This window comes from Kineococcus sp. GCM10028916 (assembly GCF_042674865.1).
GTDB lineage: Bacteria > Actinomycetota > Actinomycetes > Actinomycetales > Kineococcaceae > Kineococcus.
The window spans coordinates 45667-57635 of the sequence record NZ_JBHTFM010000015.1 but is presented as its reverse complement, the minus strand read 5'-3'; the positions used below and the strand labels follow the sequence as shown (position 1 = coordinate 57635).

Annotated in this window: 14 protein-coding genes; all 14 read right to left on the bottom strand. The window is 71.3% G+C overall.

Features of this window, described 5'->3' with window-relative positions; genetic code table 11:
- Positions 1-57 precede the first annotated feature (57 nt).
- The 14 genes from ACFQ46_RS13510 to rho all read right to left on the bottom strand — a co-directional run bounded on the left by ACFQ46_RS13510 (position 58) and on the right by rho (position 11664).
- The gene (locus ACFQ46_RS13510) at positions 58-888 is read right to left on the bottom strand and encodes a F0F1 ATP synthase subunit delta (protein WP_380259938.1); all 831 of its coding nucleotides are present in this window, start codon (positions 886-888) and stop codon (positions 58-60) included.
- Positions 885-1454: a F0F1 ATP synthase subunit B gene (locus tag ACFQ46_RS13505; protein ID WP_380259937.1), complete on the bottom strand. Its 570-nt coding sequence runs from the start codon at positions 1452-1454 to the stop codon at positions 885-887. The genes ACFQ46_RS13510 and ACFQ46_RS13505 overlap by 4 nt, the downstream gene beginning before the upstream one ends.
- Positions 1455-1499: 45 nt before the next feature.
- Positions 1500-1721 (bottom strand): ATP synthase F0 subunit C, encoded by a 222-nt coding sequence (gene atpE, locus ACFQ46_RS13500; protein ID WP_380259936.1) that lies wholly within the window; start codon positions 1719-1721, stop codon positions 1500-1502.
- Positions 1722-1786: 65 nt separating this feature from the next.
- A complete protein-coding gene (gene atpB, locus ACFQ46_RS13495; protein WP_380259935.1) occupies positions 1787-2575 on the bottom strand; it encodes a F0F1 ATP synthase subunit A in 789 nt (262 codons plus the stop codon).
- An 88-nt stretch (positions 2576-2663) separates the two neighbouring features.
- Positions 2664-2903 (bottom strand): hypothetical protein, encoded by a 240-nt coding sequence (locus ACFQ46_RS13490; RefSeq protein ID WP_380161464.1) that lies wholly within the window; start codon positions 2901-2903, stop codon positions 2664-2666.
- Positions 2900-3337 (bottom strand): hypothetical protein, encoded by a 438-nt coding sequence (locus ACFQ46_RS13485; protein ID WP_380259934.1) that lies wholly within the window; start codon positions 3335-3337, stop codon positions 2900-2902. The genes ACFQ46_RS13490 and ACFQ46_RS13485 overlap by 4 nt, the downstream gene beginning before the upstream one ends.
- A 146-nt stretch (positions 3338-3483) precedes the next feature.
- On the bottom strand, positions 3484-4668 hold the full coding sequence (locus tag ACFQ46_RS13480) for an MraY family glycosyltransferase (protein ID WP_328292248.1): 1185 nt from the start codon (positions 4666-4668) through the stop codon (positions 3484-3486).
- A complete protein-coding gene (locus ACFQ46_RS13475) occupies positions 4665-5405 on the bottom strand; it encodes an L-threonylcarbamoyladenylate synthase (RefSeq protein WP_380259933.1) in 741 nt (246 codons plus the stop codon). The genes ACFQ46_RS13480 and ACFQ46_RS13475 overlap by 4 nt, the downstream gene beginning before the upstream one ends.
- A gap of 67 nt (positions 5406-5472) precedes the next feature.
- Positions 5473-6333 carry a peptide chain release factor N(5)-glutamine methyltransferase gene (gene prmC, locus ACFQ46_RS13470; RefSeq protein ID WP_380259932.1) on the bottom strand — a complete coding sequence of 287 codons (861 nt, stop codon included), beginning with the start codon at positions 6331-6333 and terminating at the stop codon, positions 5473-5475.
- 20 nt (positions 6334-6353) lie between these two features.
- The gene (locus tag ACFQ46_RS13465; RefSeq protein ID WP_380259931.1) at positions 6354-7430 is read right to left on the bottom strand and encodes a serine hydrolase domain-containing protein; all 1077 of its coding nucleotides are present in this window, start codon (positions 7428-7430) and stop codon (positions 6354-6356) included.
- A gap of 4 nt (positions 7431-7434) precedes the next feature.
- A complete protein-coding gene (locus tag ACFQ46_RS13460) occupies positions 7435-7920 on the bottom strand; it encodes an ArsR/SmtB family transcription factor (RefSeq protein WP_380259930.1) in 486 nt (161 codons plus the stop codon).
- A gap of 62 nt (positions 7921-7982) precedes the next feature.
- Positions 7983-9050: a peptide chain release factor 1 gene (prfA, locus tag ACFQ46_RS13455; RefSeq protein ID WP_380259929.1), complete on the bottom strand. Its 1068-nt coding sequence runs from the start codon at positions 9048-9050 to the stop codon at positions 7983-7985.
- A 93-nt stretch (positions 9051-9143) separates the two neighbouring features.
- Positions 9144-9359 (bottom strand): 50S ribosomal protein L31, encoded by a 216-nt coding sequence (gene rpmE / locus ACFQ46_RS13450; RefSeq protein WP_328292254.1) that lies wholly within the window; start codon positions 9357-9359, stop codon positions 9144-9146.
- 136 nt (positions 9360-9495) lie between these two features.
- On the bottom strand, positions 9496-11664 hold the full coding sequence (rho, locus tag ACFQ46_RS13445; protein WP_380259928.1) for a transcription termination factor Rho: 2169 nt from the start codon (positions 11662-11664) through the stop codon (positions 9496-9498).
- Positions 11665-11969 lie beyond the last annotated feature (305 nt).

Below are 11969 nucleotides of genomic sequence, written 5' to 3'. Positions count from 1 at the left end.
GCGGTTCTCGAAGTCCATTGTCCCCCGCGATGCGCGGGAGCGGTGTTCGACGGGTGGTCAGCCGGCCAGGCGGCGACGGGCCTCGTCGAGGCGGGTCGAGATCGACCCGTCGATGACGTCGTCGCCGACGCTGACGCGCAGGCCCCCCACCAGGTGGGGGTCGACGTCGACGTTGATGCGGATCGCCCGGCCGTACTGGCGCGAGAGCGACGCGGCGAGCCGCTCACGCTGGTTCTCGTTCAGCGGGACGGCCGAGACCACGTGGGCCACGAGCTGCTCGCGGCGCCGGGCCACGACCTCGACCCAGTCCTCCAGCAGGTGCTCGGCGCGCAGACCCCGCGGGGAGGTCGCGACCCGGCGGGCCAGCTGGACGGTCTCGGGCGAGGCCTTGCCGAGCAGCAACCGCGAGGCCAGCGACGCGCGGTTGGCGTCGGGGGCCGTGCGGTCGGCCAGCGCGTCGCGCAGGGCCGCGTTGCCGGCGATGGTCCGCGAGAACCGGAAGAGCTCGTCCTCCAGCGCGTCCAGGTGCCCCGACTTCTCGGCCTGGGTGACGACCGCGACCACGGCGAGCCGTTCGGTGGCGTCGGACAGGTCGCGACCCGCCGTCCAGCGGGCCGAGGCCAGCGCGACGACGGTCTCGAGAGCAGCCGGGGTGATCCGGCCGGACAGCGTGCGGCGGACGAAGTCCGCCTTGGCCGAACCCTCGCGGGAGGGGTCGGTCAGCGCCCGGCGCAGGCCGACCGAGGAGTCGAGCAGGCTGGTGACGGCGAAGAGGTCCTCACCGGTCTTGCCCGCGTCGGCCCCTTCGGCCGCCAACTGCTGGTCGAGCACACGCTGCGCGGCGGCGAGGCTCGCCTTCGCGACGCCGGAGTCGAGCTCACCACTCATCGGGAGGTCACTCCCGACTCGTTGCGCTCGAGGTCGGCCAGGAACCGGTCCACGACACCGCTCTGACGAGCGGTGTCCTGCAGCGACTCCCCGACGATGCGACCCGCGAGGTCGGTCGCGAGGCGACCGACTTCCGCGCGCAGCTGCGCCGTGGCCTGGACGCGCTCGGCCTCGATGGTCACGCGCGCCGCGGTGGTGATGCGTTCGGACTCGGCCTGAGCCTGCTCGCGCATCTCGGCGAGGATCTGCGCGCCCTGCTGGCGCGCCTCCTCACGGATGCGGTTGCCCTCGACGCGGGCGTCGGCGAGCTGAGCCTTGTACTCGGCGAGAGCGGCGGCAGCTTCTTCCTGCGCCCGCTCCGCCTTCTCGACGTTGCCCTCGATGGCGGCACGCCGTTCCTCGTACATGGCCTCGAGGCGCGGGACGATCTTCTTGGCGACCACCGCGTAGATGATGATCGCGAAGATGATGCCGACGATGAGCTCGCCGAGGTGCGGCAGGATCGGGTACGTCGGGTTGCCCTCGACGACCTCTTCACCAGCGGCAGCGAAGGCTGCTACGAGCACGATTCCTCCTTCGGACTCAGTGGGGCGGACGGGTCCTGACCGAGATCAGGACGGCGCGTTGCCCGAGAACACGAAGGCGAGGGCGATGCCGAAGATCGCGAGCGCTTCGGCGAGGACGAACCCGAGGATGGCGATGCTCTGGAGCATGCCGCGGGCTTCGGGCTGACGGGCGGCGCCGTTGATGTAGGCCGCGAAGATCAGGCCGATGCCGATGCCCGGGCCGATGGCGGAGAGACCGTAACCGACGATGGCGAGGGAGCCGTACATGGTCCTCTGTCATTCCTTTCGTAGCCGGTGCGCACGTTCGCGCCCCGGGGTCTGGGTGGGGCGGTTCAGTGCTCGTCAGCGAGGGCGCTGGCGATGAAGGAGGCGGCGAGCATCGTGTAGACGTACGCCTGGAGGAACTCGACGAAGAGTTCGAAGAGGGTGAGGACGAAGGCCATGACGATGGTCGGGATGCCGACGATCTTCAGCCCGATCCCGCCGTCGATGAACATGTACTCCGCGCCGGAGATGAAGAGCACCAGGATGAGGTGACCGGCGAACATGTTCCCGAAGAGTCGCAGCGTGATCGTCACCGGCTGGATCACGAGGATGGAAAGCACCTCGAGGAAGAACACCAGCGGGATGATCGGCTTGGGCAGCCCGTGCGGCACGACGCCGGCGAAGTAGGCGGCGAAGCCCTTCTTGCGGATGCCCACGACGTGGTAGGTCAGGTAGAGCATGATCGTCAGCGCCAGCGGGAAGGCGATGCGCGACATCGTCGGGTACTGGATCGGCGGGATGACGCCGAACAGGTTGTTGACGAGGATGATCGAGAAGAAGGTGAAGAGCAGCGGGACGTACTTGCGGAAGTCCTTGCTGCCGATCCACTCCCGGGCGATCGAGTTGCGCACGAAGCCGTAGGCGGCCTCGACGACCATCTGCTTCTTGCCCGGCACGACGGCGAGGCGCTTGGTACCGGCGAGCAGCAACCAGATGATCAGCACGGCCGACAGCGCGAAGACGATGGCCGGACGCGTGATCGCGAACGGACCGCTCCCGATCAACGGCTGCCAGAACATCTCCGCGTCGGGCGCGGTGTAACCGTGCTCGGCGGCAGCCAGCAGGGGCAGGCTCACGTCAACTCCTCCGTGCGAACTTCATCGTGGGTACGGGGCCGGAGTGCCGGCCGCGTGGCCCCCTGAACAGTGATCGGGCGTCTCGCGGTCAGTGCGTACCGTACCGGAGCCACACGTAGTACAAAGTCAACGCCTTGCCGACGACGAGGCCGATTCCCACGATGAAGTGGGTTCCGAGCAGGTGGTCGAGACCCCAACCCGCCATCGCGCCCATGAGGGCACCGGAGATCAGGTACGACGTGATGCTCCAGGCGATCTTCTCGGTGATGCCGTTGCCCGCGTCCGTGGGCATGGCCGACGGCGCGTCGGAGGGCTTGGCGAGGCTCACTTCTCGACCTCGTCCGTCATGAAGATGGGGATCCGCAGCTTCATGAAGCCGCGGAGTTCGGCGGCCAGCCACACGACCGCCGTGATGATGACGGTGAACCCCAGCGCGGGACCGGAGATCCCGTCGACCCGGGTGAGCAGCAGCATCGCGATCCCGAGCAGGACCACCTTGACCGAGTAGACGACCATCGCGGTCATCATGATCAGCTGCGGGCGAGACCGCGTGACCTTGCGCATGACCACCAGGCGGGCTCCGAAGAACCCCACGACGATGGCCCCGCCGATCAGCGCGGAGAGCCCCGAGGCGCTCCCCTGCCAGATCCAGGCGACGACGACGCAGACCAGAGCAACCGCACCCGACACCGCGGACGCGCGGCGAAGCAGGATGCCGAAGGCCTCGGCGGCCTGGACTCCTGCGTCGGTGCTGGTGCTCAAAGGTTTCTCTTCCGTCGTCGGCGGGTCGTCCGGTGGGACAGGCTCACTGGCGGCAACCCCGGGTTGTTGGTCACGTTCCGGGGAGACTTCGTGAAAGCTATCACGAGCGGAAGGGTCTCCTACGTCACGTCGTGGACCGTCCGCGCTCACGTGCGGGAAGTCTCGGACGTGGGTGCCGCAACGGCACTCTGCGTGGGTTCCTCGTCGCTCACCGTCGGGTTCACGGGGTCCACCGTCCGTCGGTTGCGTCGCCAGTACACGGGCAGGAACGTCAGGGCCAGCACGACGCAGCCGGCCGCGAAGGCCACGGCGAAGGCCTGGGTCAGCGGGAGGAAGGCCGAGGAGGCCACCCCGAAGCTCAGGAACGCCGCCCACGAGTACATGACGAGGACGGCGACGCGGTGGGAGTGGCCGAGCTGCAGCAACCGGTGGTGCAGGTGCTTCTTGTCGGGGTGCCAGAACGCCTTGCCCGCCCGCGTGCGGCGGACCACGGCCAGGACCATGTCGCTGAACGGGACCAGCAGGACCGCGATGGGCAGCAGCAACGGGAAGAACGCGGGCGCGATCTTCTCGCTGGCCACGGCCTCGGGATCGACCGTGCTCGTCGCCGCGATGGTCGAGCTGGCCATCAGCAGACCGAGCATCATCGACCCGGAGTCACCCATGAAGATGCGCGCCGGGTGGAAGTTGTGGGGCAGGAAGCCGAGGCACACCCCCACGGTGATCGCGGCGATGAGCGTGGCGAGGGAGGAGAAGTCGTCGGGCGCGCTGCCCCGCTGCAGGGCGTAGGAGTATCCGAAGAAGGCGATCGAGCCGATCCCGACGATGCCGGCGGCGAGACCGTCCAGGCCGTCGACGAAGTTCACCGCGTTCACTGACACGAGCACCACCAGGATCGTGATGATCATCATGGTCCGGCCCGAGAGCAGGGTGACCCCACCGATCGGCAGCTGCAGCAGGCTCACGCCCTGCCAGCCCATGATCCCGGCGGCGAGCACCTGACCGGCCAGCTTGGTGACGGCGTCGAGCTGGACGATGTCGTCGGCGACGCCGACGGCACAGACCACCCCGGCGCCGACGAGGACCCACAGCGGTCCGGGGTCGGCGTGGAAGACGCGGGAGAGGAACGGCACCTGGCTCGCCACGACCAGGGCGGCGACCATCCCGAAGAACATCGCCACCCCGCCCATCCGCGGCACGGGCACCGAGTGCACGTCGCGGTCACGCAGCGGGGTGATCGCGCCGACGCGCTGGGCGAGGCGCCGCACCAGGGGTGTCGTCAGGTACGTGACGGCCGCGGCCACGACGATGACGAGGAGGTAGGCCCTCATCCGCTCGTCTGCGGTGCGCTCGCTCCGGTTCCCTCGGTCTCGAGCTGAGGCTCGGGGTCAGCCTCGGGATCGGCGTTGCTGTCGGGCTCGTCGAGCTCGGCCCAGCCCTTGGGCACCGCGGCGCGCAGCTCCGCCTCCGAGATCGCCCCGACGCGCAGGACCCGCAGCGGTCCGTCGGAGGCGTCGACGATCGTCGAGGGCGCCCCCTTCGTCGCCGGACCGCCGTCGAGGTAGACCCGGACGGACTCCCCCAGCTGCTCGACGGCCTCGGTGACGAGGTTCGCGGCGGGGTGGCCGGAGAGGTTGGCGCTCGAGACGGCCATCGGGCCGGTGCGCTTGAGCAGCTCGAGGGCGACGGGGTGCAGCGGCATCCGCAGCGCGACCGTGCCGTTGGTGTCCCCGAGGTCCCAGCTCAGCGAGGGCTGGGCGCGGCAGACGATGGTCAGGGCACCGGGCCAGAACGCGTCGATCAGCTCGCGGACCGCGAACGGGATGGACGACGCCAGGCCGTCGATGGTGCGGGTCTCGGGCACGAGGACGGGTGGCGGCATGTTGCGTCCACGTCCCTTGGCCTCGAGCAGGCGCTGCACCGCGGCAGGGTTGAACGCGTCGGCGCCGATGCCGTAGACGGTGTCGGTGGGCAGCACGACCACCTCACCGCGCTTCACGGCGTTGTGCGCTGCGGACAGACCGCGCTCTCGGATGACGGGGTCGGCGCAATCGAACGGGGGCCTCACACGCAGGAGTCTCCCACTGTCGGCCACGGGGAGGACGACAGCGGCGGGATCGGCGGGGTGTCGACGCTCAGCGACGACGGGCCGTGGTCGTGCGGGGACGGCCGGTGAGGTCGCGGTGGCTGCCGACGTCCTGCCACAGCGACGCCGAGAACATCTCCCGCGCCGAGCGTTCCTGCACCTCGGCGTGCTCGACCACCACGTAGCCCCCGGGCCGCAGCAACCGGGCCGCGGCCGCCACGACCCGGCGCGGGACGAGCAGTCCGTCGTCGCCGAGGCCGTAGAGCGCGATCTCCGGATCGTGGCGCGCCACCTCGGCGTCGACGGGGACCGCACCCGGCGGGACGTAGGGCGGGTTGCTCACGACGACGTCCACCTCGCCGTCGAGGTCGGCGAAAGCGGACGCGGCGTCCCCTTCGCGCAGGTCCACCCGCGGGGCGAACTCGTCGACGTTGCGCCGCGCCCAGGCGTGCGCCATGGGATCGAGCTCGACGGCGTGCACGGCGCACCGCGGCACCTCCGTCGCGACGGCCAGGGCGATCGCGCCGGACCCGGTGCAGAGGTCGACGACGGTGGGGAACTCCCCCGCCGCCACCAGACGCCTCGTCTCGTCGACGGCGAGCTGGGCGACGGTCTCGGTCTCGGGGCGCGGGACGAACACCCCGGGCCCGACGTGCAGGTCCAGCTCGCGGAACCCGGCGCGGCCCGTGAGGTGCTGCAGCGGAACGCGCTGCTCGCGCTGGTCGAGCAGGTGCTCGAAGGTCCCGGGCTCGACGCTCTCGCGCAGCGCGAGGAGGACCCCGAGGCGGGAGCGGTCGACGCGCAGCGCGTGGGCCAGGAGGACCTCGGCGTCCGCGCGGGCGGACACCACCCCCGCGGTGGCCAGTCGCTGCTCGGCGTCGCGCAGCAGTTCCCTCACGTCGCTCGGCACGTTCCGACCCTACGGGCAGGTCAGACGTCGATCCCGAGCAGCCGGAACGCGATCGTCTGGGTGTCCACGCCGGCCGACCCGCTGGGCGAGGTGACCGCGACCCAGCGGCCGGAGGAGGGTTCGAGCCAGATCGAGCTCTGGACCCCGTACGTCGCCCCGTTGTTGCCGAGCAGCGTCCGACCGTCGACCTCCGCCGGGAACCAGCCCCACCCGGCCAGCGCGGCCGAGCCGGGCACGTCGCCGGAGACCGCCGCGGCGGCGAGCCGCCCCAGGTCCGCAGCGGTGGAGTAGACGCCGATCCCCGCCGGGACGCTGCCCGTGGAGCTCCAGGGGGTGGTCCGCCGCCCGTCGGCAGCCCGTTCCAGCGCCCGACCGGCGGGGAGCGGGTCCGGCGCGGCGACGGTGGCGGTCATCCCCAGCGGCGCGAGGACGCGGTCGGTCAGCAGCTGCGGGTACGGGGCACCCGCCCGCACGGCCAGCGCCTGCCCGAGCAGGGCGTACCCGAGGTTGGAGTAGGAGAACTCCCCGCGCGGCGTCCGCAGCCACGTGGAACCGGCGTCGGACAGCAACGACCCGGGGGTGTCCCACTCGTACGGATTTCCGTAGGTGAGGTTCGTGACGAGGCTCCGCAGCTGCGCGCGGGTGCTCAGGCGCGGCAGACCCGACGTGTGGGTGGCGAGTTCGGTCAGGGTCGTGACCGCCAGTTCTCCCGGGAGACCGGGGTAGAGCTCCCCCAGCGTCGTCGCGGGGGTCACCTCCCCCCGCTCGACGGCGTCGGCGAAGAGCAGACCCGTCATCGACTTGGTGACCGAGCCGATCTCCTGCGGCGTGGTGGCGGTGAGGGGACGACCCGGCGAAGCCTCCCCGATCGCCGCCTGCGCCGACGTCAACCGGTCCCCCGCGGCCGCGGCGAACCCCTGACCCGGGAGGTCCCCGACGGCGAGCCGCAACCGCCGGGCGAGCGCGGGATCCCCCGTGCTGTCGGCCGTGGGCGTCGGTGGTGTCGCCGGGGTGAAGGCGCTCAGACCGGCGACGAGCGCCGCCGCGAGGACGACGAAGAGGGTGGGACGGGAACGGCGTGACACGTTGAGGGGCATGGGGTCATCTCAATCCGGCCGTGGCGAGCAGGGTCACGAGCGGGACGACGCGCGCCGGCGGGACGTCGTAGACGCCCCGCCCCGAGGTGGCCAGCCAGCCTTCGGCGACCAGCTGACGCAGGTGGTGGTACAGCTGCCCGGACGTGCCGAGCCCCTCGGAGAGTTCCGCGACGGTGCGTCCGCCGTGCAGCACCCGGTGCAGCAGCTGCAGGCGGACGGGGTGCGCGAGCGCGGACAGCACGGCGACGGCCCCCGTCGGGTCCGCCGCAAGCAGGGAGGAGACCTCGACGGTCTCCTGCCACTCGTAGTGCGCACCCGTGGGCAGCGTGAGGCTGCCGGTGAAGAGGACGTGGGACCGTCCCTCCGCCCGCCGCTTCAGCTCGCGCAGCGCCCAGAACTCATCGGTCTCGCGCAGGTCCGCACCGTCGGCCACCCGGGCTTCGAGGGCCGCGATCCGCTTCTCGAGGACGTCCCACCGTTCGTCGTCCATACGCAAATCCTACGCACTTCCGTACTCAGTGCAAGAGATCCGTAGTCACATCTCGCGGGGTGTCAGACGTCGGAGACGGCGAGCTGCGCGGCTTCGTCGGCGTCGATGGCCGACTGGATGACCGGGTCGAGGTCGCCGTCGAGGACGGTGTCGAGGTTGTAGGCCTTGAAACCCGTCCGGTGGTCGGCGATGCGGTTCTCGCCGTAGTTGTAGGTCCGGATGCGCTCGGAGCGGTCGACGGTGCGGACCTGGGACCGGCGCGCCGCGGAGGCCTCGACGTCGGCGGCCTCCTGGGCCGCGGCGTGCAGGCGGGCCCGCAGGATCCGCATCGCGGACTCCTTGTTCTGCAGCTGCGACTTCTCGTTCTGGCAGCTGGCGACGACCCCCGTCGGCAGGTGCGTGATGCGGACGGCGGAGTCGGTGGTGTTGACGCTCTGCCCGCCCGGGCCGGAGGAGCGGAAGACGTCGATGCGCAGGTCGTTGGCGTCGATGGTGACCTCGACCTCCTCGGCCTCCGGCATCACGAGGACCCCGACGGCGGAGGTGTGGACGCGGCCCTGGGACTCCGTGGCGGGGACGCGCTGGACGCGGTGGACCCCGCCCTCGTACTTCAGCCGGTGCCAGACCCCTTCGGCCGCCGCGCCGCGCGTCTTCAGCGCCACCGAGACGTCCTTCCACCCCCCGAGGTCGCTGGGGGTGCCGTCGATGACCTCGGTGACCCAGCCGTGCTTCTCGGCGTAGCGCAGGTACATCCGCAGCATGTCGGCGGCGAACAGCGCGGACTCCTCCCCGCCCTCCCCCGCCTTGATCTCGAGGATCACGTCGCGGGTGTCGTCGGGGTCCTTCGGCAGCAGCAACCGGCGCAGCCTCTCGGCGGCCTCGTCCGCGGCCTCCTGCAGCGCGGGCAGTTCGGCGGCGAAGGCGGCGTCCTCCGCGGCGAGCTCGCGGGCGGCCTCGGCGTCGTCGAGCGCGGTGCGCCAGGTGGCGTGCGCCTGGACGACCGCCCCCAGCTCCGCGTAACGGCGCCCGAGCGTGCGGGCCAGTCCGGCGTCGGCGTGCACGGACGGGTCGGCCAGCCGGCGTTCCAGCTCAGCGTGCTCGTCGAGCAGTGGGGTCACGGCTTCGAACACGCAGGAGCTCCAGGGGTCAGGGGCGGACGGGAACGCGACAGCGCCGGCCCCTCCGCGTCTCGTGGAAGCGGTGGGACCGGCGCTGAGGTGATGCTACTTGGCGTCCTTCTTGCCGTAGCGCTGCTGGAAGCGCGCCACGCGGCCACCGGTGTCGAGGATCTTCTGCTTGCCCGTGTAGAAGGGGTGGCAGGCGCTGCACACGTCGGCGCGCATCTCGCCGCTCTTCTCGGTGCTGCGGGTGGTGAACGTCGCGCCGCAGGTGCAGGTGACCTGGGTCTCGACGTAGTCCGGGTGGATTCCGGCCTTCATGGTGATCTCCTCATAGCGCTCAGTCGGTGCCGGGTCGCCGTTCGTGCTGGCGTGAGCCGGTACCTGCGGTGTCGAAGCAGTCTCCCACAGGAGCCGCCGGGTAGTGGAACCCGGCGGCCCCGGAGAGCATTCCCGATCAGTCCTTGTTCACCAAGGGGGTCGAGCTCTGGACCTGCTGCAGGAACTCGAGGTTGCTGCGGGTCTTCTTGAGGCGGTCGAGCAGGAGCTCGATGGAGGCCTGCGCGTCGAGCGCGGTGACGACGCGACGCAGCTTCCAGACGGTCGCCAGCTCCTCGCGGGACATGAGGATCTCCTCGCGACGGGTACCGGAGGCCGGCACGTCGACCGCGGGGAAGATGCGCTTGTCCGCCAGCTGGCGGGACAGGCGCACCTCCATGTTCCCGGTGCCCTTGAACTCCTCGAAGATGACCTCGTCGGCCTTCGAACCCGTCTCCACCAGGGCGGAGGCCAGGATCGTCAGCGAGCCGCCGTTCTCGACGTTGCGGGCCGCACCGAAGAAGCGCTTCGGCGGGTACAGCGCCGAGGCGTCGACACCACCGGAGAGGATCCGGCCGCTGGCGGGCGCCGAGATGTTGTAGGCGCGGGACAGGCGGGTCAGCGAGTCGAGCAGCACGACGACGTCGTTGCCGAGTTCCACGAGGCGCTTGGCCCGCTCGATGGCGAGTTCGGCGACCGCGGTGTGGTCGGCGGCGGGACGGTCGAAGGTGGAGGCGATGACCTCACCCTTGATCGTCCGCTGCATGTCGGTGACCTCTTCAGGACGCTCGTCCACGAGCACGACCATGAGGTGGCACTCGGGGTTGTTCGTCGTGATGGCGTTGGCGATGGCCTGCATGACCATCGTCTTGCCGGCCTTCGGCGGGGCCACGATGAGGCCGCGCTGGCCCTTCCCGAGCGGCGACATCAGGTCGATGATGCGCGTCGTCAGGACGTTGGGCTCGGTCTCCAGGCGCAGACGTTCCTGCGGGTAGAGCGGCGTGAGCTTGGCGAAGTCCGGCCGGTTGCGGGCCTGCTCGGGCGGGGCACCGTTGACGGTGTCGACGCGGACGAGCGCGTTGTACTTCGACCGCGCGCCGGTCTGCTCGCCCTCGCGGGGCTGACGGACGGCACCCGTGACGGCGTCGCCGGGGCGCAGGTTGTTCTTCTTCACCTGGCCGAGCGAGACGTACACGTCGTTCGCGCCGGCGAGGTAGCCGGAGGTGCGGATGAACGCGTAGTTGTCGAGGACGTCGAGGATCCCCGCGACGGGCAGCAGGACGTCGTCCTCGTTGACCTGCTCGTCGATCTCGGGAGCGCCGGGTGCGCCCTCACGGCCGCCCCGGCGACCCTTGCGGTCGCGGTAGCGGTTGCGACGGCCACGACGGCCACCGGCCTCGTCGTCGTCGTAGCCCGAGCCGGGGCCGTTGGTCGACGCCGCCTGGGGTTCGGGACGGTTCTCGGTGCGCTCGGGACGGTCGGTGCGCTCCTGGCGCTCCGGACGGTCGGTGCGCTCGGAGCGCTCCACGCGCGGCTCGCGGTCCGCCCGCGGTTCGCGGACTTCGCGGTTCTCGCGCGGCTCGCGGTCCACCCGCGGTTCCGTGCGGGCCTCGGACCGGGCGCGCTCGGGGCGCTGCTCGGCCTCGGGGGCGCTGTTCTCGCCGCGGCGGGGCATGTTCGGCAGCTCGACCTGCTGGTCGGGCTCGCGCACCCGGTCACGACGGGCCCGCTCGCGGCGGGACAGGCGCGGGGTGCCGTCCTGGGACTCGGTGCGCTCCTGGCGCTCCGGGCGGCTCTCGCCGCGAGACCCGACGAAGTCGTCCAGCGTCGGCTCGTTGCGCGTGGCGGGCACCTCGACGGCCGGCTGCGCGGGCGCCTCGGACGGCACGGGAGCAGCGGGCTCGGCGACCGGCGGAGCACCGGCGGAGGAGCTCGCACGACGGGACCGTGTCCGCGGCGGGCGGGTGGCGGGAGCTTCCTCCGCCACGGGGGCCTCGACCGCAGCAGCGGCGGGGACCTCGGGTGCCGCAGCGGCGACCGGGGCCTGCGGCGCACTGGCCTGGGTGGTCTGGGTGCTCGTCTCGGCGGCGGCGGCCGGACGGCCCCCGCGCTGCGGCACGACGGACTGGTGCTCGCGGATGGCCGCGAGCAGGTCCACCTTGCGCATCCGGGCGGTGCCCGAGATGCCGAGTTCCGCGGCGAGCGACTGCAACTGCGGCAGTCGCAGGGCGGAGAGGCTGCCGGTACGGCGCGCAGGCGCGTCGGCGGTCGCGCCGTCGGTGGCAGCGATGTCTGTGGTGTCGGTCACGAAGGTCCTTCCCCCTCGTCGGAGCGACTGACCTGCAGAGCCGGCCGAACCGGGTCCGGGGTGTCGCGATGACTGCCCGATCGGGCAGGAATGGGAATCCACGGTCGCGCGGAGGGGCGCACATCAGACGTGGAGACGCGCTCGAGAGCAGGGAGGAGATGAAACTGCAGACGACCCGACAACGAGGTGCGAAGTGGGTACGACTCCAGTGCCCTGCCCGTGAGTGCTGTCCACGACTCTAACACCGTGGGGCCGCCAGACGTTCCACGTCCCCCGTTCGGACGCGTCGGCGGGTCGTGCGCACG